The following is a 20,928-nucleotide window of genomic DNA, read 5'->3' on the forward strand; positions in this document are numbered from 1 at the left end:
CGCTTCCCTCTAGACCAACCGTTTCAGCCTTGGCCGAAGGTTCTCCGGATTGCTGGTGCGGCTGAGGGTGAAGAGGGCTAGGAGGAGGGGGATGGTGATGAGGTAGGCAAGGCGGAGGTTGACGAGGCGGGCTAGGGCAGCCAGGGCTGCGGGGGTGATGAGGATGGCGGTGCCGGAGGCTAGGGCGCCTAGGGCGGCTAGGCGGGTGGGGCTTAGGCCGGGGAGGGCTACCAGGGCGGCGAGGGTGACTGGGTAGAGCGGGGCTACGCCGATGCCGGCGATGACGAGCCCGAGGGCGATCAGGGCGGGGGCGTTCAGCAGGCTGACTAGCAGGGTGCCGATGATGGCTAGGGTGCCGCCGATGACGACTGGGGGTAGGGAGCGCCAGTGGACTGGGCCGATCGCGCGGCCTACGGCCATGCCGATGGGGAAGCTGCTGCCGAGGAGGGCGGCGACGGCGAGTGTTAGGCCGGAGTCGACGAGGCGGGCTACGGCCCAGACGACGAAGCAGAACTCGACGCCGACGGCCAGTACGACGCGCAGCCAGCCGAGGCCGACTGTCCAGCCGACCGCGTGGCCGGTCGGGGCTTCGGAGAGGACGGGCGGTACGACGTCTGGGCCTTTGACGGTGGCCAGGATCAGCAGGGGCGGTACGGCGACCAGCATGGCGACGCGGCCGGTGATTCCGAGTGCGTCGATTAGGCCAATCGTCAGTGGGGCGAGGATGCCGGCGGCGCTGGCGACTGCGTTGACGCGGCTGAGGCGTGCGGCTGCGGTGGGGCCGTGGAGCATCAGGGGTGCGACCAGAACGAGCAGCGCACCGCCTAGGCCGACACAAAGGCCGCCAACGACCACACCGGCGTACACGGGGGCCAGGGCTAGCAGTGCGCCGCCAGCGGCGCAGATTAGGGAGCCGACGCGCAGTACGACGCCGATCGACCAGGAGCGGAGTAGCGCCGGGCCGACCGCGGCGATGATGACCAGACCGACTGCGAAGGCGGACGAGAGCAGCGCCAGCCGGCCGGTGGGTTCGTTGAGGTCGCGGGCGAGGATGGCGACGCACGCGCCGAGGCCGGCGAGCAGGTAGCCCATTGAGGAGAGGCTGACTCCGATCTGGAGCTGCTCGGAGCGGGCGGTCATTCGGTGAACAGCTGGACGAGGTGGTGCAGGTCAGGGAGCCGGATGTCGGCCGGTACACCCTTGAGGCCGGCGGTGGTCGCGCCAGACGCGCGCCCGGCGGCCAGGCCGACCTGGGTGTCCTCGACGACCAGGCAGTGCTGGATGTCCACGCCTACGAGCTCGGCGACGCGGAGGTAGCCCTCGGGGTCTGGTTTGCCGTGGGCGACGTCGTCGATGGTGACGAGGATGGAGGGCGAGATGCCGGCCGCCTCTAGGCGGACCTTGGCCAGGCGGTTCGGTGCGCTTGTGTAGACGGCCCAGGGCAGGCCGAGGCGGTCGAGGGTCGCGATCAGCTCGTGCGCTCCGGGAGTCGGGACGACATCGGACAGGTCGTCGCACTCGAGGTCCAGGACGCGTGCACCTGCGACCGCGCGCTCGGAGTCGGAGAGGTTGGGCAGGAAGTGCGCGACGGTCGCCACGGCTGGGTTGCCGTGGGCGACGGCCAGGACGTCGGCCGGCGAGAGGCCGTATTCGGTCGCCCAGGTGCTCCAGCTCCGGTCGACGACCGCGTCGGAATCGACCAGCGTGCCGTCCATGTCGAACAACACCGCCCGAATGTCCCGGATCTTCACTGCCCCTCCAATTAAACTCGTACTCCGAGTATAAGATGGGACAATGTTATGACCAGTGGGCGCCGGGGACAATGGCAGACCGCCGCGGAGATCCTCACCCGGGTGAGCCGGGAACCGGGGATCACCCGGGCGGCGGTCGCACATGAGCTCGGGCTGAGCAGTAGCTCGACCACTGAGGTGACCGCGAAGCTCCGTGAGGTGCAGCTGCTCGCCGAGGTACCGGCACCGAGCCGGGGGCGCGGCCGACCGACGACGCTGCTGCGGGCGCATCCGTCTGGTCCGGTGGCGCTGGTGCTCGACCTGCGGCAGAGCAACTGGCGCAGTGCGGTCGTCGCACTCGACGGGTCCTTCCTGAGCCAGGACGACCGCCGCCACCGCACGCGGCGTGCACAGGTCGTGCTCGGGAACCTGCGCGGCGCCGTACAGGAGGCACAGGACCAGTACGGCGATCGGCTGCGGGCTGTTGGGTTGGCGGTGCCGGGGACGCTGCGGGACAACCACCTGCTGCAGTCTTCGGCGCCGGAGTGGTTCGAGCTGGACCTTGAGACTGTGACGGCGGGGACTGGGGTTCCGCTGTTGGCTGGGAATGACGCGACGCTGAGTGGGGTTGCGGAGGCGCGTTCGGGGGCGGCGGCTGGGGCTGGGACGGCGCTGCATCTGATCATCGAGGCGGGGATCGGTGGGACGTTACTGATCGACGGTGTGCCGGTGCTGGGGGCTTCTGGGGCGGCTGGTGAGTTCGGGCATACGCCGTACGGCGATCGCAGCCGGCAGTGTCTGTGTGGTGCGCGCGGGTGCTGGAACCTGGAGATCGATGGGCGCGCGTTGGCTCATCATTTGCGGGAGCCGGAGCCTGACGATCCGCATGGTTACACGCAGGCCGTCCTGCGCCGGACAGACCGTACGGCGGTGCGGGCGGTTGAGCAGGTGGTCACGGCGATCGCTGCTGGGCTGGCGGGGCTTGCCAATGCGCATGACCCGGATGTGATCACGCTGGGTGGGCTCGCGGTCCCGTTGCGGGCCGCGGCTGAGGAGGCGTTCAATCGCACGTTTCTGGAGGGGCTGATGGCGTTTCACCGGGCGGCTCCCCCGCCGGTCGTCGCGGCGGCTCACCAGACCGACGGCCCGCTCCGGGGCGCTGCCGCACTGGCGCTCGACCACCTGACGACCGAGTCCGCCATAGCTACCTGGGCGACAACCCGTTAGCACCCTCACCACCTTCGGATCCCACTGTGGTGAGCAGGGAGGGAGTGGGCCGCAGGATCCGACTCCCATGGCTGGGGAGTGCGGCCGCGAGGCGCCCCGGGCCGCGGGTCGTCAGGGGTGGTGTCGGTGGGCTGGTTGGCCGCGGGGGTGTCGGTGGCCTCTTCCGACTACTCGGAGTCGGCTGTGGGGGTGTCGGTGACCGCTTCCGACAACTCGGAGTCGGAAGTGGGGGTGTTGGTGAGGTCTTCCGACGGCTCGGAGTTGGGCTTGGGGGTGTCGGTGGCCTCTTCCGACGCCTCGGGGTTGGCCTCGGCTGGTTTGGGTTTGGGGATGATGGGGGGTTCCAGTTTTGCCAGGATGGTGATGATGTCGTGGCGGTGGTGCTGGATTTCGTGGGCGGTGTGGCGGATGACCCAGCCCAGGGTGCGGGGCATTCGGACCGGGTAGTTGTAGAGGCCTAGTTTGCCTAGTTGGGGTGGGGTGAGGACTCGGGCGGCGGCGCCGAAGTCCTTGGCGAAGCGGACCAGGGCGGCGGCTACCTCCATCGGGTCCTGGAGTTCGTACTTCTCCTGCTTCACCCGGCCGGTGCGGTCCATCGGTGCGTAGACCGGGCGGTCCTCGGCCAGGCACTGGGCGATGCGGAAGCGCTGCACCTCCAGTACGTCGCGCACGTGGCAGGCGTACTCGATCGCCGACCAGACTTCGGGCTCCGGCCTGAGCCGTACGACGTTGGTGTCCGGGCCTGCGGCGGCTTTGGTGAGCGCCATGCTGCAGTCGGCCGCCTGGCGGACCAGCAGGGTCACTGTGCCCTGCAGGTCACCGGTGTCGTAGTTGAACCCGCACTGCTCGCAGTACCCGTCGACCGGGGGCTGCTTCGTCAACTGCCACTCCCTCGAAATCTCCACGCGTGATCGACCGGACCGATGCCGCCGCCGAGTGCGAACCCGGCCTGGATCGCACCGGTCACGTACTCCTTCGCTGCACCGACCGCACTCTCGACGTCGTACCCGCGTGCCAGGTACGACGCGATGGCGCTGGCCAACGTACATCCGGTGCCATGGGTGTGCCGATTGTCGGCCCGGACCGCACTGTAGGTCCGCCGGACCCCTGCACCGTGCAACACGTCAACTGATTCGGGTCCCGAATCATGCCCGCCCTTGACGAGCACCCAGGACGCACCGGCCTCCAGCAGGGTTTTGGCCGCCAGCTCGCGGTCATCCAGGACTCCGGACACCGGTCCGAGCTCAGTCAGGTTCGGCGTCAGCACTGTCGCCAGCGGCACGATCTCCGTCCGTACGGCGTCCATCGCGTCCGCACCGAGCAGCGCGTCGCCATGCTTCGACACTGCGACCGGATCGACCACTACCGGTACCGACGGCGGCAGTGTGCGCAGTAGCGACGCCACGACGCGCACCATCGAGGCGGAGGCCAGCATGCCGGTCTTGACCGCGTCCACACCGATGTCGTCGACGACGCTGCGGAACTGCGCCCGCACCTGCTCCTCGGGCAGCTCCCACGCGCCCTGCACGCCCAGACTGTTCTGCGCGGTGATGGCAGTCAGCACGCTCATCCCGTGGACGCCGTTGGCCAGCATGGACTTCAGGTCGGCCTGGATCCCGGCGCCTCCCCCGGAGTCCGAGCCGGCGATGGTGAGCACGCGTGGCGGTCGGTTCATCTCAGCTCCTGAAGTGGGCGTGGCCGGAGTTGGCGGCGTACGGCGCTCCGTCGACGGTGACGGTCCCGGCCGGGCGGTCCTCATTGCCTTCGGCAACCGAGCCGATGACGGTCCAGCCCTCCGGTACGTCGGCCGGCTCGAAGGTACCGACCAGGGCGTGGTCCTCTCCCCCGGTCAGCACGAACTGCAGCGCATCCAGCCCAGTGGCGGCCGCAACGGCTTGCAGCGGCTCCGGAACGGCCAGGGCGTTCGGGTGGACGTCGATGACGACCTGACTCGCCACTGCGATGTGGCCGAGGTCAGAGAGCAGTCCGTCGCTCACATCACACATCGACGACGCACCGGCGCGTGCTGCGCGCGGACCTTCGTCGTACGGCGGTTGTGGGCGTCGGTGCGCTTCGACGACAGTCCGCGGCGACCGGAAGCCGCGCGTCAGCACGGTGTACCCGGCCTCCGCCCACCCCAGTCGGCCGACCACCGCCACCTCATCACCGGGCCGCGCCCCAGAACGCAGTACCGGCGCACGGCCGTCGAGTGTCCCGAACGCAGTCACCGATACGACGATCTTGTCGGACTGCACGGTGTCGCCACCCACAATGGCCGCACCGACCAGTTCGCACTCGTCTACGAGCCCCTGGTACAGCTCCTGGACCCATGCGACGGGCAGCTCGGCAGGTGCGCCGAATCCGATCACGAGTGACGTCGGCCGCGCTCCCATCGCTGCGATGTCGGCCAGGTTCTGTGCGGCGGCCTTGCGGCCCACGTCGTACGCGGAAGACCAGTCCTGGCGGAAATGGCGGCCCTCGACCAGCAGGTCGGTGGTGATCACCATCCGCCCGTCCGGTGCGGCGACGACGGCGGCGTCGTCGCCTGGACCGACCAGGACGTCCTCACTGGTGGACAGCCCTTTGGTGACGGCCTCGATGAGACCGAATTCACCTGTGCTCCCCAACGTCTCTGTCACGTCAGCAGACCTCCCATATCGCCAACCGGAGTCTAGGCGGTACCGTGACCGGGCAACGAAGAGTACGCCCGGCCCTCCCGCAGTACCGGAGCCGGTGCCCAGCTGAGGACGACTGAGTGGAGAACGACGTGGTGGTCCAGGCCTACATCCTGATCCAGACCGAGGTCGGCAAGGCTGCCGATGTCGCTGCGCAGATCGCCGAGGTCCAGGGAGTCACCCTGGCCGAGGACGTCACCGGTCCGTACGACGTGATCGTCCGCGCGGAAGCCCGCAACGTCGACGAACTGGGCAAACTGGTGGTTGCCCGGGTCCAGAACGTACCGGGGATCACCCGGACGCTGACCTGCCCTGTCGTCCACATCTAATCCCCGAAGAGACGCCGCCGACTCTTCAGTCATGCCCAAAGTTCTCCTCGCTGCACTCGGCCTGCTCGTGCTGGCCGGGTGCAGCCCAGGCCCCACGCCAGTTCCCGTGCCGTCACCGGCACCGGAGGTCGCTGCGGCCTGTGAGCCGCTGATCAAGGCCCTGCCGGCCAAGGTGCTGGACGCCAAGCGCCGCAAGGCCGAGCCGCCCAGCCCGCTCACCACCGCGTACGGCGATCCGCCGATCGAGGTGACCTGTGGCGTCGCAACGCCGGCCGGGATGGCCGAGGCGCAGTCGCAGTGTTTCGAGGTGAACGGCGTCGGCTGGTTCGCCAAAGAGGTCACCAACGGCTTCATCTTCACCACGATCGGCCGTGCGCTCTACCTGGAGATCGCAGTCCCCTCGAAGTACCACCCCGAGGCGAACGCTCTCACCGACGTCTCCGACGTGGTCAAGCAGTACAACAAGGTCATCACCCCCTGCACCTAAGGGCAGAACCCGGCCAACGACGCCCCCAAGCCCCTAGCCTGCAAAGGTGACTCGACGGGGTGCGATCGTCCTGACCACAGGTCTGGTCTTGACCGCCATCGTCGTCCTGGCCGCATCCAGCGGCACAGTGCACCCGTGGAGCGACCGTCCCCCGCGAACGCCGCTCCAACACCGCTCCGGCGACAGCACGAGCGGTCCGCGCATCAGCAGCGACCCGATGCCCGACTGGTTCGACACGATCCTGAACGTCGCCCTGGTCATGCTGGCCGTTCTCGTCGGACTAGTGCTGGTGTGGGTGCTGTACGCCGGGGTCCGGATGCAGCGTGACAAGTCAGCGCTCGCCAAGGGCGAGCGGGTCCGCGCGGAGCGCCTCGCCGCCGCAGTCGCCACCGGACTGGCACAGGTCGAGACCGGCACGCCCGACGACGCAGTGATCGCCTGCTGGGTCGCACTGGAGCGAGCAGCCGCCGCAGCCGACCTCAACCGGCGCCCCGCCGAAACCGCCGCCGAGTTCACCGCCCGAGTCTTCGGTACGGCGAACGTGTCGCGCGACGACCTCGACGCGCTGGCAGCGCTCTACCGCGAAGCGCGCTACTCCCGGCACACCAGCTCCGAGGCAGCACGTTCAGCCGCGCGCGCCGTACTCGAGCGGTTGGAGAAGGACCTTCAGCGCAGTCCGGTCGGCCGTGTCATCGCGAGAGTCAGCAGCCGGTCGACGAGTGCCGGATAGTCGACTCCGGAGGCGTTCCACAGCAGCGGGAACATGCTCTTCGGAGTGAAGCCGGGCATCGTGTTGATCTCGTTGATGACGAGCCGGCCGTCGGGTTCGAGGAAGAAGTCGACCCGGGCCAGCCCCTCCCCCTCGATCGCCTCGAACGCGGTCACCGACTGCGCGCGGATCTCGGCCGCGACCTCGTCCGGAAGGTCGGCCGGGATCGACAGCGCGGCGAAGTCGTCGCCCTCGGGCAGGTACTTCGTCTCGAAGTCGTAGAACTCGTGACCGCCACCGGAGACCGTGATCTCGCCACAGACACTCGCCTCGGGACGGCCGCCGTTCAGACCCTGCAGTACGGCGACCTCGATCTCGCGCGGGTGGTTGGCCGCGGCCTCGACCAGCACCTTCGGATCGTGCACGTGCGCCGCCGCGAAAGCCTCGTCGAGCTCGTCAGGCCCGTCCACCTTGCTGATGCCGAGGCTCGATCCACCGCGGGCCGGCTTCACGAAGACCGGATAGCCGAGCGCGTCGACCTTGGCCCGGCATGCCGCCGGATCGGCCGCCCACTCGCGGTCGCGGACGACGACGTACGGCGTGATCGCGAGACCGGCCGCTTGGAAGACGACCTTCATGAAGTGCTTGTCCATGCCGACCGCGCTGGCCAGTACGCCGGAGCCGACGTACCGGATGTCGGTCATCTCGAGCAGTCCCTGGATGGTGCCGTCCTCACCCCAGGGACCGTGCAGCAGCGGGAAGACCACGTCGACCTCGCCGAGCGTGTTCGGTACCGAACCGGGGTCGTTGACGACCAGCTCGCGGTTCGAGCCGAAGAGCACCGGGAGCGCGGTGACGTCGACCTCCGGAAGCTTGCCGTCGCTGATCGACAGGCGTTCGGGGTCACCATTCTCCAGCACCCAGTGACCGCTGGTGCTGATCCCGATCGGGATCACTTCGTACTTGTCGCGGTCGATCGCCTGCAGGACGTTGGCCGCCGTCACACACGAGATGGCGTGCTCGCTCGAGCGGCCGCCGAAGACCACTGCGACCCGGATCTTGCGTTCAGAGCTCACCGGGCCGACTGTAGCGGTCCTTACCAGGTGACCGGCAACGACTGGACGCCGTACACGAGGGTGTTGTCCTTGAACTGGATCTCCTCGAACGGAACGGCCAGCCGCAGAGTCGGGATCCGCGTGTAGAGCCGGCTGAAGACCTCCTGCAGCTCGACGCGGGCCAGCTGCTGACCGAGGCACTGGTGCGGACCGAAGCCGAAGGCGACGTGGGCCGCGCCGTCCCGAGTCACGTCGAGTTCATCCGGGTTGTCGAACACCGCCGCGTCGCGGTTGGCCGCCGACAGCGCCGCCACCAGGAAGTCACCCGCCTCCAAAGTCGCCGGGCCCGCCGGGATCTCGCCGATCACGTGCCGGAACAGGCCGAACTGGACGACAGACAGGTAGCGGAGCAGCTCCTCGACCGCGGTGGCCGCCAGCTCAGGCTGGGAGCGCAGCACCGCGAGCTGGCCGGGTTCGCGGAGCAGCGCGAGGGTACTGAGCGCGATCATGTTCGCCGTCGTCTCGTGCCCCGCGATCAGCAGCGTGACCCCGATCGTCGCCAGCTCCTCGATCGTGAGTTCCTCGCCCAGCTCCTCGCCGCGGGTGATCACGCGGGACAGCAGGTCGTCGTCCCGCTTGGCCTGCTTGGCGATCACCAGGCCGGCCATGTACTGGTTGATCGCCTCCATGGCCTGCCAGGTCACCTCGGGGTCGAGGTCGATCGACACCAGCACCGCGCTGCGCGCCTGGAACTCGGCGCGGTCCGCGTACGGCACCCCGAGCAGCTCGCAGATCACCAGCGACGGGATCGGCAGGGCGAACGCCTCGACCAGGTCCAGCGGACCACCGGCGGCGAGCATCGCGTCGATGTGCTCGTCGATCAGCTTCGCGACGCGCGGCCGGTACGCCTCCATCCGCTTGACCGCGAACTCGGTCGCGAGCAGCCGCCGCAACCGCCGGTGCGCGGGCCCGTCGACCTGCAGGATCTGCCCGGACTCGACCTCCCGGTCCAGCTCGGCGCCCACCACGACGTGCTCGGACGGCGCCGACCGCGAGCTGAGCCGGGCATCCCGCAGTACGGTCCGCACGTCGTCGTACCGGGTGAAGACCCAGGCGTCGACACCGGCCGGGGTGGACACCTTCGACGGCGCCTCGCGGTCGCGGAGCGCGGCGTACCCACTGGCCGGATCGAACGGGCAGCCGGTGGGCCGCTCGGTCGGGAACGTCGGATTCTCGGTCATGTCCACCCCTGGTGAGAGATTTTGGTAGTGACTACCATATGACTGTAGTTGCCAATCGGCATCGGCTCCCAGAGAGTCGTGACCGGGTACTCTGCCCGCGGAGGTCGAGATGGGACTGCGGGAGCTGAAGCGGGAACGGACCCGGCGGCTGATCGCCGACAAGGCGTTCGAGCTGTTCTGTCACCACGGCTTCGGCCGGACCACGGTCGAGCAGATCGCGGCCGCCGCCGAGGTCGGCCCGAGCACGCTCTACCGCTACTTCCCGACCAAGGAGACGCTGGTCCTCGAGTTCGTCGAGGAGTCCCTGATGGGCGCCGTCACCTGGTTCCGCGACCAGCCCGCGACCGCCGTACCGGATGGTCTGCAGGCGGTCATCGAGCGCGTCCTCGACGAGCTGGAGCGCAACCCGGACCGGGTACGCGCGGTCTACGAGATGGCCGACGAGACCTGGTCGGTCGCCGCTCACCTGCAAGCGCTGATCTGGCGCTTCCGCGAAGAGCTCACTGACGAGCTGGTACGGCGGATGTCCGGCCCGGACCCGGTGTTGGTCAAGTTCAGCGCGGCCCTGTCGGCCGGGAGCGCGATGAACATCATCGAGACCGTGGTCGGGATGTGGGTGGAGAACCCGGACGGCCTGGAGGTCAGGGAGCTGGCCCGGCGGGCGATGGGTCTGCTGCACGGCGACGGTATCCCCCTGCCCGCCGCGGTTCCCGGCCCCGGCGACAATGCTCCGCATGGCCCCTGATCTCGATCCGTCCACTGTCGTCGTCCATGCAGGCCGCCCCGAGCGGGCGCCGAACGCACCGGTCAGCGATTCGCCGGTGTTCAGTTCGACGTACGTCGCCGGTGGTGACCGCGGCTACGGGCGCTTCGGGAACGACGCGTGGACGGCGTTCGAGGAGACGCTCGGCGCGCTCGAAGGTGGTCGCGGCCTGACGTTCGCCTCCGGTATGGCGGCCGCCGCGGCGGTCTGCGATCTCGTACCGGTCGGTGGACGTGTCGTCGCGCCGATCCACGCCTACTCGGGCGTGCTCGCGCTGCTCGATCAGCAGGCGGCGACTGGACGCCTGTACGTCGATCGGGTCGATGTCGCGGATACCGAGGCTGTGTCGCGAGCTGTGGTTGGCGCCGACATGTTGTGGGTCGAGTCGCCGACCAACCCGGCGATGGAGGTCGCGGATCTGCCGGCGATCTCGGCCGCCGGGCGAGCGGCCAGCGCGACCGTGGTCGTCGACAACACCTTCGCGACGCCACTGCTGCAACAGCCGCTGCGGATGGGCGCGGACATCGTCATGCACTCCGCGACCAAGTTCATCGCGGGCCACTCGGACGTCGTACTGGGTGCGGTGGTCACCGCTGACGACGAACTGTGGTCGGCGCTCGAACTCCGCCGCCGCAGTCTCGGTGCGATTCCGGGGCCGATGGAGACTTGGCTTGCTCTGCGCGGTCTACGGACGCTCGCGCTCAGGTTGGAGCGGTCGCAGGCCACGGCCGCCTTCCTGGCTCAGCGGCTGCTCGAGCATCCGCGGGTCAGCCGCGTGCGGTACCCCGGTCTGCCCGACGATGCCGGTCATGCGCGGGCGGCGGAGCAGATGTCCGGGTTCGGCGCGATCCTCTCGTTCGAGGTCGGTGGCGACGCCGACTTCGCGCAGCGGATCTGCGAGAGCACCAAGTTGTGGCTGCACGCAACCAGTCTGGGCGGCGTGGAGTCGCTGCTGGAACGGCGTCGCCGGTGGGCGATCGAGGTGCCGACCATCCCCGACGACCTGATCCGGTTGTCGGTCGGGATCGAGCACCCGGACGATCTGTGGGCCGATCTGGAGCAGGCGTTCACTTCCGCGAGTTGAGCACCGGCCCGCCGAAGAAGGTCAGCACGCACAACACCAGCGGCAGGATGAACGCCAGGTTCAGCGGCATGAAGTGCGCGAGCCCGCCGATCAACGCCGGGCCGGCGAGCAGACCGACGTACCCGAGGCCGACCACACGGGCCATCAACGCACCGGCCGCGCGCGGGTCGAGGTTGCCGGCGGCGGTGAACAACTGCGGTACGCCGCCGGCCAGACCGATCCCGAATAGCGCCCACCCGAACAGCCCAAGCGCCACCCACGGGCTGACAATCACGATCGCGATCCCGACCGCCGCGATAGCAGCGCCCCACCGCACGATCGCGGCCGGACCGACCACCGCCGCGACCCGGTCGGTGAGGAACCGCCCGATCGTCATCGCCACCGCGAACGCGCCGTACGCATAGGCCGCCGTACTGGTCGACGTACCGAGGACGTCGCGGAACTGCAGCGCCGCCCAGTCGTTCGCCACCCCCTCGGACAGCATCAGGCCGAACGCCAACCCGCCGAGCGCCCAGACCAGCTTGGCCGGCGGCTTGGCGCGCTCCTCGGCGTGCTCCTCCTTGGCCGGTTCGGTTGCCTCTAGCAAGAATCGGCCGGCGCCCAGCGCGACGACGATGCACACGACACCAGCCACGCTCAGCGTGGTCTGAGTCGGTACGCCGGCCCGCAGCGTGGCCGCGCCGATCAGCGCGGCGATCGCACCACCGATCGACCAGACCGCATGGAACGACGCCATGATCGGGCGCGGATAGCCGCGCTCGACCACCACGGCCTGCGCGTTCATCCCGACATCGATCGAGCCGTTCCCGAAACCGAGGCAGATCAAGGCGAGCCCGAGACTCCACCAGTTCGTGGCGAGCCCCGGCAGGAACAGCGCGACGCCGATCAGTACTCCGGTGGCGGGGACGAGCCGGCGCTGGCCGAGCCGGTCGACGAGCGGACCGGCCAGCTGCATCGCCAGGAAGGCCGCACCGCCGAGTGCCAGCAGCAACAACCCGAGCATGCTGTGCGTGATCCCGGTCGCACGTTCGATACTCGGGATGTGGACGACCCACATCCCGACCGCGAACCCGTTCAGGCCGAAGTACAGAAAGGTCGCAATGCGGGCAGCTCTTGGCGGGGCGGCTGCTTCAAGAGTCGAAGTCACGCGGATTCCTCCGGGTCCGCCACCTCGACCAGGGTGCCGCGCTGCGTGAGCAACGTGCGCTGGTCCTCGGGGGCCGACGGGTCGGTGATGATCAGGTCGGGCCGTTCGGCCGGGCAGACATAGGCGAGTGCAGCGCGGTCCCACTTGGCGCCGTCGGCGAGCACGATCGACCTCGCCGCGACTTCGAACGCGGCCTGCTTCACCTCGGCGTCGCCGAGATCGAAGGCCGTCAGACCGGCGTCCAGGCTGAACGCGCACGGACTCAGTACGGCGACATCGAACCGCAGCGCCCGCAGCGAGGCGACGGTCAGCGGGCCGACCAGCGACAGCTCGCCCTTGCGCGCCTCGCCCCCGGGCATCAGCAGCCGCACCCGCGGCGCCTCGGCCAATTCGAGCGCGACGCGCAGCGACAACGGCATCACGGTGACCGCGCGCTGCTGGAGCAACCGCGCCACCTCGAGCGCCGTCGTACCGGAGTCGAGGACGATCGTGTCGCCGTCCTTCAGGTGCGCGACCGCGGCACGCGCGATCGCCTGCTTGGCGGCGACCGCGGCCTGGGAACGCAGCGAGTACGGCGGCTCGACGCCCGACGGCATCGCCGGAACCGCGCCACCGTGGACCCGCTTCAGCACGCCTTGGGCGGCGAGGTAGTCGAGATCGCGGCGGATCGTCATATCCGAGGACGCAGTGGCCTCGACCAGTTCCTGGACGGAGATTCGGTTTCCGCCACGGAGTCGATCTACGATCGTTTGATGCCGTTCTGCACTTCTCACGCGCAGAAATCTACCATCCACATGATCGTTCGAACAAACAGATTGTTTACTTGTGGCTGACACCGCCCAACTGGTCAAACGCTCGCGGTACGCCGTGGCGGCCGTCTTCTGTGTGCACGGATCGGTCACGGGGTCGTTCGCGACCCGGGTGCCGTGGATCCAGGAGCACTCCGGTCTGTCGGCCGGCGAGCTCGGGCTCGCCCTGGCCTTCCCGGCGATCGGGGCCGCGCTGATGATGCCGCTGGCCGCCCGGATCAGCCACCGCTTCGGCACCCGGACCGCACTGCGCGCTCTGCTCGCGCTCTGGACGCTCTCGCTGATCCTGCCGTCGTTCGCGCCGGGTTTGCTGACGCTTTGCGCGGCACTTCTCGTGTACGGCGGGACGTCGGGGATGGCGGATGTCGCGATGAACGCCCTCGGTGTCGAGGTAGAGCATCGGCTGCAGAAGTCGATCATGTCCGGCCTGCACGGGATGTGGAGTCTGGGCGCCCTGATCGGCTCGGCAGTCGGCACAGTCGCGGCGCACGCCGACGTGAGTGCGCAGGTGCACCACATCATCGCGGCGATCGTGCTGACCGTGCTCGGGGCCGTGGTCTGCCAGTTCGTGCTGAACATTCATCCGGAGGAGGACGAGGAGCCGCCGGCACGGTTCGCGTTGCCGCCGCGGTCGGCGCTGCTGATCGGCGCGGTCGGGTTCTGCGCTGTGTTCGCCGAGGGCGCGAGCCTGGACTGGTCGGCGGTGTACCTGCGCGACGTCCTGGCGAGCTCGCCTGGTGTGGCTGCGGGTGCGACCACTGGGTTCGCTTTGACGATGGCTATTGCTCGGCTCACCGGGGATGCGGTCGTCAACCGGTTCGGCGCGGTTCGCACGGTTCGCTGGAGCGGGCTGATCGCGGTGATCGGTGGCGTGCTGGTGGTGCTCGCGCCGAACGCGGTGGCCGCGATGGCCGGGTTCGGACTGATCGGGATCGGCGTCGCGGTCGTCGTACCGCTGGCTTTTGTCGCCGCGGCGCGCAGCGGTTCGAACGCATCGCACGCTATTGCTGGGGTTGCGACCATCACCTACGCCTCGGGGCTGGTCGCGCCGTCGATCATCGGCGGGATCGCGCAGGCCAGCAACCTGACCGTCTCGTTCATGGTCGTCACGGTCCTGACCGTTGCCTTGGCCGTCTTCGCTCCCGTACTGCGGACTCGAGCGCGCGTCGATGTCTGATCGCCGGCGCTGGGCCGTAGTCATCACCGCAACCGTCTTCCTGGTTGCCCTGTGCCTACGCCCAGCGCTCACGGCGGTCGGTCCGATCCTCCCCCGGATCGGCGCCGATGAGAACCTCGGTGAAACCGCCCAAGGCCTCCTGGCCGCCCTGCCCCTGCTGGCGTTCGCCGCCGCGTCGCCGCTGGTGCACTTCGCGTCCCGCCGGTTCGGGATGGAGCGGACCGTCCTGATCTCGCTGCTGGTGCTCGCGGTCAGCAGCGTCGCCCGGTCCTACACCGGCCAGGCCGGTCTCTGGATCGGCACGGTCGTCATCGGCGCATCGATTGCGGTCGGCAACGTCCTCGTCCCGGTCATCCTGAAACGGGACTACGCCGCGCATGTCTCCCGAGCCACCGGCATCTACACCGCCTTCATCACCGGCGGCGCCGCGCTCGCCTCGATCGTCGCCGTACCGATCGCTGACGCGGCCGACTGGCGCCTGTCCCTCGCAGTCTGGGGCGGCCTCGCCCTCCTGGCCGCACTGGTCTGGCTCCCCCGATCCCTCGGAGCTTCCCTACCGCTACCAGTCTCGCAAGCGGCTTCGCCGGTCAGCGTCTGGCGACAGCCGATGGCCTGGCTGGTGACCGGCTACATGGGCCTGCAGTCGACCAGCTTCTACCTGCTCGTGAACTGGCTACCTACCATCGAGATCTCCACCGGCATCTCGGAACGCACCGCCGGCGTCCACGTCTTCCTCTTCCAAGGCTTCGGCCTCATCGGCGGCCTCACCATCCCCCGCCTACTGAAGAACCCAGTGAGCCAACGAGCCGGCGCAGTCACCGCCAGCATCCCCATCGTGCTCGCCCTCCTAGGCCTCCTCCTAGCCCCCGGCCTAGCCGTCCTCTGGGCCATCATCGCCGGCCTAGGCCAAGGCGCAGCCCTGGTAGCAGCCCTCACCCTCATCAGCCTCCGCGGCCGAACCCACCACGAAACCACCCAACTCTCCGGCATGGCCCAGTCCATCGGCTACCTCCTGGCCGCCACCGGCCCCGTCATAGCCGGCACCCTCACCGAACAAACCGGCACCTGGACCGCCACCCTCACCACCTTCGCCGCCCTAGCCGCCGTACAAGTCCTCCTCGGCTTCGCCGCCGGCCGCCCGAGGAGCTAGAGCAGGCTGTTGAGGACTTCGGTGGCCTCTTCGTAGCCGGCGTCGCTGATGCGCTGGAGTTCGCGGAGGTCCTTGGCGGCGGCGGCTCGGCGGGTGAGGTGTTCGCCGGCCCGGTCGTTGCCTTCGTCGAGGAGATCGTTGAGGGTGCCGAGGTCGGAGCGCTCGTCGGCCAGGTCGGCGAGCTTGTCGGCTGCCTTCTCGTTGCCTTCGTCGGCCAGGGCCCGGAGAGTCTCGAAGTCCGTCATACCCCGAGTATGGCGCCCGCCGGCCAGCCGGCCGCCGGGGGCGTGAACAAGAACTGGAGGCCTTGAACAAGTTATGACCTGTTCAAGGCCCCGTCAGGGTGTCCGGACCCCCGTCAGGTGGCAGCCGTTTACTCGCCTTCGGGGATGGGGGCCTACTTGTCGGTGGCGAAGGCGGCGTCGAAGGCGGCGGCGGGCTTGTCGAAGGCTAGGGCGCGGATGACGTTGACGGCTTCGGCGGCGCCGACCTTGCGTTCCATGCCGGCGTCTTCCCACTCGACCGAGATCGGGCCGGTGTAGCCGATCGAGTTCAGGACGCGGAAGCAGTCTTCCCACTGCACGTCACCGTGGCCGGTGGAGTAGAAGTCCCAGCCGCGGCGCGGGTCGCCCCAGGGCAGGTGGGAGCCGAGGCGGCCGTTGCGGCCGCCGCCGACGCGCATGCGGGTGTCCTTGCAGTCGACGTGGTAGATGCGGTCCTTGAAGTCCCAGAGGAACGCGACCGGGTCGATGTCCTGCCAGACCATGTGCGACGGGTCCCAGTTCAGGCCGAAGGCGGGGCGGTGGTTGATCGCCTCGAGCGCCAGCGTGGTGGTCCAGTAGTCGTAGGCGATCTCCGACGGGTGCACCTCGTGCGCGAACCGGACACCTTCGGCGTCGAAGACGTCGAGGATCGGGTTCCAGCGGTCGGCGAAGTCCTGGTAGCCGGCGTCGATCACCGAGGCGGGCACCGGCGGGAACATCGCGACGTACTGCCAGATCGAGGAGCCGGTGAAGCCGATCACGGTGTCGACGCCGAGCTTGGCGGCGGCGCGGGCGGTGTTCTTCAGGTCCTCGGCCGCGCGCTGCCGGACGCCCTCGCCGTCACCGTCGCCCCAGATCCGCGACGGCACGATCGCCTGGTGCCGGAAGTCGATCGGGTTGTCGCAGACCGCCTGGCCGACCAGGTGGTTGGAGATCGCGTAGACGCTCAGGTTGTACTTCGCCAGGATGTCCTTGCGGCTCTGGACGTACGTGTCGTCGTCAATCGCCTGCTGTACGTCGAAGTGGTCGCCGGAGCAGGCGATCTCCACCCCGTCGTACCCGGCCTCGGATGCGAACTGGCAGACCTCCTCGAACGGCAGGTCGGCCCACTGACCGGTGAACAGCGTGATCGGGCGTGGCATGTGTGAGGCTCCTTAGACGGTGATCCAGCTGCTGTCCGCAGCAGCTGAGCGCAGTACGGCGTCGATCAGCTGGGCAGACCGCGCACCAGCGGCGAAATCGGGCAGACCGTCCGGGCGGTCACCCAGTACGGCGGCGTAGCTGTCCGCGACGAATGAGTCGAACGCGTCCTGGTACCCCTGGGCGTGTCCAGCCGGCAGGCGGTTCACGCGGGCCGCACCGGGGCTCAGCGTGTCGGGGTCGCGAGTCAGGATCTGGGAGGCGGTACGGCGACCTGCCCACAGCCGGTCGGGGTCTTCCTGGTCGAACCCGAAGCTCCCGTCGGTTCCGGAGACCTCCAGATAGAGGCGGTTCTTCCGGCCGGCCGCTACCTGGCTGACGACGATCGTGCCGACCACCCCGGCCTCGGTGCGGAACTGTGCGGTGGCCAGGTCCTCAGTACGGACCTCGTGGCCGCCGCGAACGGCATTGACGGTCCGCAGCTGCGCACTGATCGCGGCGATGCGGTCCCCGGTCACGAACTCGGTCAGGTCGCACCAGTGCGAGCCGATGTCAGCGAACGTCCGCGACGGACCACCGGTTTCGTCGTCGACTCGCCAGTTCTGGTCGTCCGCACCGGCCAGCCAGTCCTGCAGGTATGAGCCATGCAGACTGGTGATGACACCTGCCTCACCAGCTGCGAGGCGAGCGCGCAGCTCGCGGACCATCGGGTGGTAGCGGTAGACGAACGGTACGGCGCCCACCAGGCCGGCCTCGTGCGCAGCGGCCTCCAGCCCGGTCGCATCGGCCACAGAGGTCGCCAGCGGCTTCTCACAGATCACGTGCTTGCCTGCGGCGAGCGCCTGCAGGGTCACCTCGCGGTGGGTGTTGTTCGGCGTGCAAACGTGGATCACGTCGACGTCGGCGGCCAGCAGGTCGGCCAGCGTCTCGTACCCGCGCTCGGCTCCGGAGGCTTCGGCCGCTGCTTCGGCTCGCGCAGGGCTGGATCCGACCGCACCGACGATCTGGGCACCGGAGACCAGCGCCGATCTGCCGTGCACCCGGCCCATGAAACCGCCGCCGACAATCCCGACCTTCAGCTTGTTGGTGGACACGTCGAACGACGCTATGTGAGACTTTTGAACCCTGTCAAGCAAAAGTCCAGCGACCACAGACGGAAGTACGGTGATGAGCGATTCCGAGGTGATGGCACCCGACGCACTCCTGCAGTTGCTGCTCGACGGGCGCCCCCGGACCCGGGCCGAGCTCGTCGCGTCGAGCGGCCTCGCGAGGTCGACGGTCGCCGGCCGGATCGACGCACTGCTGACGTCAGGCCTCGTCGTCCCGTCGGGCGACGGCGTGTCCACGGGTGGGCGGCGGCCGGGCCGGTTCCGGCTCAACCCGGCCGCCCGGCTGATCCTCGCCGCGGACGTCGGCGCCACCCATGTGTCGGTCGCCCTGACCGACCTCACCGGCGTGATCCTCGGCCGGCTGACCACGCCACTCGACATCGCCGAAGGCCCGGATGTGGTTCTGGCCGAGGTCGTCCGCATCGGCCGCGCGCTGCTGCACGGCATCGGCCGTGCAGACACGGACCTCGCCGGAACAGGCGTCGGTCTGCCCGGCCCGGTCGAGCACTCGACCGGGCGGCCGAATCATCCGCCGATCATGCCGGGCTGGGATTCGTACGACGTCGCCGGGCGACTGAGCCGCGAACTCCCGGGACCGGTTCTCGTCGACAACGACGTGAACATCATGGCGCTCGGCGAACACGCGACCGAGTACGCCGACGTTGAGCATCTGCTGTTCGTCAAGGTCGCCACCGGCATCGGGGCCGGCGTGATCAGCGGCGGCCGACTGCATCGCGGCGCCCAAGGAGCGGCCGGGGATATCGGCCACATCCAAATCCCCGGTCACACTGAACTCTGCCGTTGCGGCAACACGGGTTGTCTGGAAGCGGTCGCGTCGGCCGCAGCCATCGCCAGCCGCCTTGGCGTTGCCGGCAGCCACGACATCGTCGAACTCGTCCGTGCGGGCAACACCGCAGCCATCACGGAGGTTCGCCAGGCCGGTCGCGAGATCGGCACCGTCCTCGCCGCCGCCGTCAGCCTGCTCAACCCGTCGGTCCTCGTGGTCGGCGGCTCACTCTCCCAAGCCGGCGACCACCTACTGGCCGGGATCCGCGAGACCGTCTACGCGAGGTCGTTGCCCTTGGCCACGACCGGTCTGCACGTCACCACCACGCGGTCCCCTTACGACGCCGCGTTGCGCGGTGCCGCCGTCCTGGTCCAGCGGCAGCTACTCAGCTGATATCTGCGCGACCGCTGCGGCGAGCTCCGCACGGTCGGTCGCGAGCGTCTCCCGCAGTACGGCGAGCTCGGCCTCGGTCAACGGCCCCGGTCGTCCGATCCGTTCGCGGAACCAGTCCGGCCACGGACCGCCGAAGTCGAACCGTCCCAGGTCGATCTGAACACCGGGCCGTAGCTCGGCTGCCTCCGCACTCAACGCGTCCTGCCACGCCAGCTGGTCCCGCAGGAACAGCAACAGCTGCGCCTGGTCCGGTTCGGCGGCAGGCGCCGCCCCGGGCCACATAGTCCGGTAGCCGTGGAGCTGAGTACCGGCCAGCCGATCGGCTACCGGTGTGACCTGGGAGCCGAGCTGAGTCAGCAGGATGAAGGCAGTCGCGCGTTCGACCGGGTCATCGGACACCACCAGTACGTCGACCAGCTGGTGTGCGAACGCAACCGGCTCAGCGGTCCGCATCCACGACTGACCTTCCGCGTCGGCGACCATCCGGCGCATACTCGCCGCTATCCAGGCCCGTACGTCGGCAGTGGTCAGCTCTGGCCGCCATGGCCCGGCCACGAGCGGCCAGCGTCCGGGACGGTCGATGCGGAGCCAGGGCAGCAGCACACCTTGCACCCCGAGCGGACTGAGCTTCGTACCGCTCTCGTCGAACATCCCCAGCCGCCGCAGCCGACCGACCGCAATCCGCACCGGCTCACTGCCGAGCGACTCGTCGAAGCCCGCCGGGAGACCCGGTTGGTACGCCGCGTAGACCGCAGCCATCACCTCGTCCCGATCGGACGCCGGTACGTCGCCAACCACCGCACGGACCAGGTGATCCCAGGACGCCGGCCGGCTGCCGGGGTCGGCCCACGCGGTCAGGCGCGGTCCCCGCAGTACGTGGGCACCTGTCCAGTAGACGAGTTCGGAGAGCACTGCGATCCGCCAAGCCTCCTGGACCGCGGCAGCGTCGCCGAGAGTCGTTGCTGCCAGGGCCTGCGCCACGGTGTCGTCATCGAGTACGCCACTCGCGCCGACTGACGGCTGAGCTACCAGCCACAGCGCCAGCTCGACAGCCGCCGACACCAACGGCGCCTGCTGCGCAGCCGCACCGGCCACGGACGGGAGCACGAGACGTGGAAACGGGATCGTGACTCCGCCGTACGGGTCACCGCCGAGTGAGACCTCCCCGCGGCGCAACGGACCGGCGAGTCGATCCGCCTCCTCCCAGGACAGCTCTTTGTAGCGGGCCAGCCAGGCGTCGACGTCTGTCCCGGTCGTGAGGTGGTGCAAGCGGCGAACGGTCGACCAGCCGAAGGCATCCTGCATCCGCTCGCCGCTGCCGCCAGTCAGTACCGGGTGGAGCGACTTGACCTCACGCCGGAGAACCTCCGCGGATTCCCGGTCGCCCTCGAAGACCACCACATCCCGCAGGACCGGCAAGGTCACCGCGGCCGCAGCCCGCCAGGCCGCATCGAACTGCAGCACGAACGGCGCGATCCCCATCACCGTCTCGACGAGCGACCCCTCGGGCCAGCTCAACGGATCGGTGTGCCCCAGCACCGCGGCGCGACACTCGAGCAACTCCCGCAGTACGTCGAGATCCGGCTCAGCCAGCGCACCGGTCTCGTCCAGCCAGTCCGGGATACGGTTGACGAAGGCATCGATCTGGTCCAT

The 20,928-nt window shown here is 69.1% G+C and carries 22 protein-coding genes; 9 read left to right on the forward strand and 13 right to left on the reverse strand.

Features of this window, described 5'->3' with window-relative positions:
- Positions 1 to 9: 9 nt before the first annotated feature.
- On the reverse strand, positions 10 to 1,140 hold the full coding sequence (locus ACFTSF_RS24065) for an MFS transporter (protein ID WP_380155888.1): 1,131 nt from the start codon (positions 1,138 to 1,140) through the stop codon (positions 10 to 12).
- Positions 1,137 to 1,751: an HAD-IA family hydrolase gene (locus tag ACFTSF_RS24070; RefSeq protein ID WP_380155889.1), complete on the reverse strand. Its 615-nt coding sequence runs from the start codon at positions 1,749 to 1,751 to the stop codon at positions 1,137 to 1,139. Before ACFTSF_RS24070 ends, ACFTSF_RS24065 begins: the two co-directional genes overlap by 4 nt.
- 48 nt (positions 1,752 to 1,799) lie before the next feature.
- On the opposite strand from ACFTSF_RS24070, the gene ACFTSF_RS24075 reads away from it, so the two are divergent.
- Positions 1,800 to 2,957 carry an ROK family protein gene (locus ACFTSF_RS24075; RefSeq protein WP_380155890.1) on the forward strand — a complete coding sequence of 386 codons (1,158 nt, stop codon included), beginning with the start codon at positions 1,800 to 1,802 and terminating at the stop codon, positions 2,955 to 2,957.
- Between the two features lie 167 nt (positions 2,958 to 3,124).
- Here the strand turns inward: ACFTSF_RS24075 and ACFTSF_RS24080 are convergent, their stop codons facing one another.
- Genes ACFTSF_RS24080 through ACFTSF_RS24090 form a run of 3 tightly spaced genes read right to left on the reverse strand, consistent with a single transcriptional unit; the run spans position 3,125 to position 5,596 of the window.
- Positions 3,125 to 3,838 carry a DinB family protein gene (locus ACFTSF_RS24080; RefSeq protein ID WP_380155891.1) on the reverse strand — a complete coding sequence of 238 codons (714 nt, stop codon included), beginning with the start codon at positions 3,836 to 3,838 and terminating at the stop codon, positions 3,125 to 3,127.
- Entirely contained in the window at positions 3,835 to 4,632 is a 798-nt protein-coding gene (thiD, locus tag ACFTSF_RS24085) for a bifunctional hydroxymethylpyrimidine kinase/phosphomethylpyrimidine kinase (protein ID WP_380155892.1), read from the reverse strand. Before thiD ends, ACFTSF_RS24080 begins: the two co-directional genes overlap by 4 nt.
- Before the next feature lies 1 nt (position 4,633).
- On the reverse strand, positions 4,634 to 5,596 hold the full coding sequence (locus tag ACFTSF_RS24090) for a thiamine-phosphate kinase (RefSeq protein WP_380155893.1): 963 nt from the start codon (positions 5,594 to 5,596) through the stop codon (positions 4,634 to 4,636).
- Between the two features lie 131 nt (positions 5,597 to 5,727).
- Here ACFTSF_RS24090 and ACFTSF_RS24095 point away from each other — a divergent pair, with 131 nt between their 5' ends.
- Genes ACFTSF_RS24095 through ACFTSF_RS24105 form a run of 3 tightly spaced genes read left to right on the forward strand, consistent with a single transcriptional unit; the run spans position 5,728 to position 7,178 of the window.
- The gene (locus ACFTSF_RS24095; RefSeq protein WP_041290445.1) at positions 5,728 to 5,961 is read left to right on the forward strand and encodes an Lrp/AsnC family transcriptional regulator; all 234 of its coding nucleotides are present in this window, start codon (positions 5,728 to 5,730) and stop codon (positions 5,959 to 5,961) included.
- Between the two features lie 31 nt (positions 5,962 to 5,992).
- A complete protein-coding gene (locus ACFTSF_RS24100; protein WP_380155894.1) occupies positions 5,993 to 6,448 on the forward strand; it encodes a DUF3515 domain-containing protein in 456 nt (151 codons plus the stop codon).
- A gap of 46 nt (positions 6,449 to 6,494) precedes the next feature.
- Positions 6,495 to 7,178: a DUF4129 domain-containing protein gene (locus ACFTSF_RS24105; RefSeq protein WP_380155895.1), complete on the forward strand. Its 684-nt coding sequence runs from the start codon at positions 6,495 to 6,497 to the stop codon at positions 7,176 to 7,178.
- Here ACFTSF_RS24105 and ACFTSF_RS24110 read toward each other — a convergent pair.
- A complete protein-coding gene (locus ACFTSF_RS24110; protein ID WP_380155896.1) occupies positions 7,115 to 8,233 on the reverse strand; it encodes a D-alanine--D-alanine ligase family protein in 1,119 nt (372 codons plus the stop codon). The genes ACFTSF_RS24105 and ACFTSF_RS24110 overlap by 64 nt on opposite strands.
- A 20-nt stretch (positions 8,234 to 8,253) precedes the next feature.
- Positions 8,254 to 9,453 carry a cytochrome P450 gene (locus tag ACFTSF_RS24115; RefSeq protein ID WP_380155897.1) on the reverse strand — a complete coding sequence of 400 codons (1,200 nt, stop codon included), beginning with the start codon at positions 9,451 to 9,453 and terminating at the stop codon, positions 8,254 to 8,256.
- Between the two features lie 109 nt (positions 9,454 to 9,562).
- Between ACFTSF_RS24115 and ACFTSF_RS24120 the strand changes: the two genes are divergently transcribed.
- Together ACFTSF_RS24120 and ACFTSF_RS24125 are read left to right on the forward strand one after the other, a co-directional pair.
- Entirely contained in the window at positions 9,563 to 10,198 is a 636-nt protein-coding gene (locus tag ACFTSF_RS24120; protein WP_344155337.1) for a TetR/AcrR family transcriptional regulator, read from the forward strand.
- Positions 10,188 to 11,300 (forward strand): trans-sulfuration enzyme family protein, encoded by a 1,113-nt coding sequence (locus tag ACFTSF_RS24125; RefSeq protein WP_380155898.1) that lies wholly within the window; start codon positions 10,188 to 10,190, stop codon positions 11,298 to 11,300. The genes ACFTSF_RS24120 and ACFTSF_RS24125 overlap by 11 nt, the downstream gene beginning before the upstream one ends.
- Here the strand turns inward: ACFTSF_RS24125 and ACFTSF_RS24130 are convergent.
- Entirely contained in the window at positions 11,284 to 12,447 is a 1,164-nt protein-coding gene (locus ACFTSF_RS24130) for an MFS transporter (RefSeq protein ID WP_380155899.1), read from the reverse strand. The genes ACFTSF_RS24125 and ACFTSF_RS24130 overlap by 17 nt on opposite strands.
- Complete coding sequence (locus ACFTSF_RS24135; protein ID WP_380155900.1) at positions 12,444 to 13,241, reverse strand: DeoR/GlpR family DNA-binding transcription regulator; 798 nt, start codon at positions 13,239 to 13,241, stop codon at positions 12,444 to 12,446. The genes ACFTSF_RS24130 and ACFTSF_RS24135 overlap by 4 nt, the downstream gene beginning before the upstream one ends.
- 31 nt (positions 13,242 to 13,272) lie before the next feature.
- Here ACFTSF_RS24135 and ACFTSF_RS24140 point away from each other — a divergent pair, with 31 nt between their 5' ends.
- Together ACFTSF_RS24140 and ACFTSF_RS24145 are read left to right on the forward strand one after the other, a co-directional pair.
- Positions 13,273 to 14,433: an MFS transporter gene (locus tag ACFTSF_RS24140; protein WP_380155901.1), complete on the forward strand. Its 1,161-nt coding sequence runs from the start codon at positions 13,273 to 13,275 to the stop codon at positions 14,431 to 14,433.
- The gene (locus ACFTSF_RS24145) at positions 14,426 to 15,583 is read left to right on the forward strand and encodes an MFS transporter (RefSeq protein WP_380155902.1); all 1,158 of its coding nucleotides are present in this window, start codon (positions 14,426 to 14,428) and stop codon (positions 15,581 to 15,583) included. Before ACFTSF_RS24140 ends, ACFTSF_RS24145 begins: the two co-directional genes overlap by 8 nt.
- On the opposite strand, the gene ACFTSF_RS24150 is transcribed toward ACFTSF_RS24145, so the two are convergent.
- The 3 genes from ACFTSF_RS24150 to ACFTSF_RS24160 form a co-directional block, all read right to left on the reverse strand.
- Positions 15,580 to 15,828: a hypothetical protein gene (locus ACFTSF_RS24150; protein ID WP_380155903.1), complete on the reverse strand. Its 249-nt coding sequence runs from the start codon at positions 15,826 to 15,828 to the stop codon at positions 15,580 to 15,582. The two genes, ACFTSF_RS24145 and ACFTSF_RS24150, sit on opposite strands and share 4 nt — an antisense overlap.
- Before the next feature lie 152 nt (positions 15,829 to 15,980).
- On the reverse strand, positions 15,981 to 16,988 hold the full coding sequence (locus tag ACFTSF_RS24155; protein WP_380155904.1) for a sugar phosphate isomerase/epimerase family protein: 1,008 nt from the start codon (positions 16,986 to 16,988) through the stop codon (positions 15,981 to 15,983).
- A 12-nt stretch (positions 16,989 to 17,000) separates the two neighbouring features.
- Positions 17,001 to 18,080, reverse strand: a complete 1,080-nt coding sequence (locus ACFTSF_RS24160; RefSeq protein WP_380155905.1) for a Gfo/Idh/MocA family protein — start codon at positions 18,078 to 18,080, stop codon at positions 17,001 to 17,003.
- Positions 18,081 to 18,153: 73 nt separating this feature from the next.
- Here ACFTSF_RS24160 and ACFTSF_RS24165 point away from each other — a divergent pair, with 73 nt between their 5' ends.
- Positions 18,154 to 19,275: an ROK family protein gene (locus ACFTSF_RS24165; RefSeq protein ID WP_380155906.1), complete on the forward strand. Its 1,122-nt coding sequence runs from the start codon at positions 18,154 to 18,156 to the stop codon at positions 19,273 to 19,275.
- Here ACFTSF_RS24165 and ACFTSF_RS24170 read toward each other — a convergent pair.
- On the reverse strand, positions 19,264 to 20,928 hold the full coding sequence (locus tag ACFTSF_RS24170; RefSeq protein WP_380155907.1) for a hypothetical protein: 1,665 nt from the start codon (positions 20,926 to 20,928) through the stop codon (positions 19,264 to 19,266). The two genes, ACFTSF_RS24165 and ACFTSF_RS24170, sit on opposite strands and share 12 nt — an antisense overlap.

It is taken from the genome of Kribbella sp. NPDC056951 (assembly GCF_042674205.1).
Classification (GTDB): Bacteria; Actinomycetota; Actinomycetes; order Propionibacteriales; family Kribbellaceae; genus Kribbella; species Kribbella yunnanensis.

What these genes read in the sequence shown, in the direction of transcription:
- ACFTSF_RS24125 (WP_380155898.1), top strand. Translation starts at nt 10,188, where the DNA reads ATGGCCCCTGATCTCGATCCGTCCACTGTCGTCGTCCATGCAGGCCGC.
- ACFTSF_RS24145 (WP_380155902.1), top strand. Translation starts at nt 14,426, where the DNA reads ATGTCTGATCGCCGGCGCTGGGCCGTAGTCATCACCGCAACCGTCTTC.
- ACFTSF_RS24075 (WP_380155890.1), top strand. Translation starts at nt 1,800, where the DNA reads ATGACCAGTGGGCGCCGGGGACAATGGCAGACCGCCGCGGAGATCCTC.
- ACFTSF_RS24150 (WP_380155903.1), bottom strand. Translation starts at nt 15,828, where the DNA reads ATGACGGACTTCGAGACTCTCCGGGCCCTGGCCGACGAAGGCAACGAG.
- ACFTSF_RS24155 (WP_380155904.1), bottom strand. Translation starts at nt 16,988, where the DNA reads ATGCCACGCCCGATCACGCTGTTCACCGGTCAGTGGGCCGACCTGCCG.
- ACFTSF_RS24165 (WP_380155906.1), top strand. Translation starts at nt 18,154, where the DNA reads ATGAGCGATTCCGAGGTGATGGCACCCGACGCACTCCTGCAGTTGCTG.
- ACFTSF_RS24100 (WP_380155894.1), top strand. Translation starts at nt 5,993, where the DNA reads ATGCCCAAAGTTCTCCTCGCTGCACTCGGCCTGCTCGTGCTGGCCGGG.
- ACFTSF_RS24065 (WP_380155888.1), bottom strand. Translation starts at nt 1,140, where the DNA reads ATGACCGCCCGCTCCGAGCAGCTCCAGATCGGAGTCAGCCTCTCCTCA.
- ACFTSF_RS24115 (WP_380155897.1), bottom strand. Translation starts at nt 9,453, where the DNA reads ATGACCGAGAATCCGACGTTCCCGACCGAGCGGCCCACCGGCTGCCCG.
- ACFTSF_RS24120 (WP_344155337.1), top strand. Translation starts at nt 9,563, where the DNA reads ATGGGACTGCGGGAGCTGAAGCGGGAACGGACCCGGCGGCTGATCGCC.
- ACFTSF_RS24170 (WP_380155907.1), bottom strand. Translation starts at nt 20,928, where the DNA reads ATGGACCAGATCGATGCCTTCGTCAACCGTATCCCGGACTGGCTGGAC.
- thiD (WP_380155892.1), bottom strand. Translation starts at nt 4,632, where the DNA reads ATGAACCGACCGCCACGCGTGCTCACCATCGCCGGCTCGGACTCCGGG.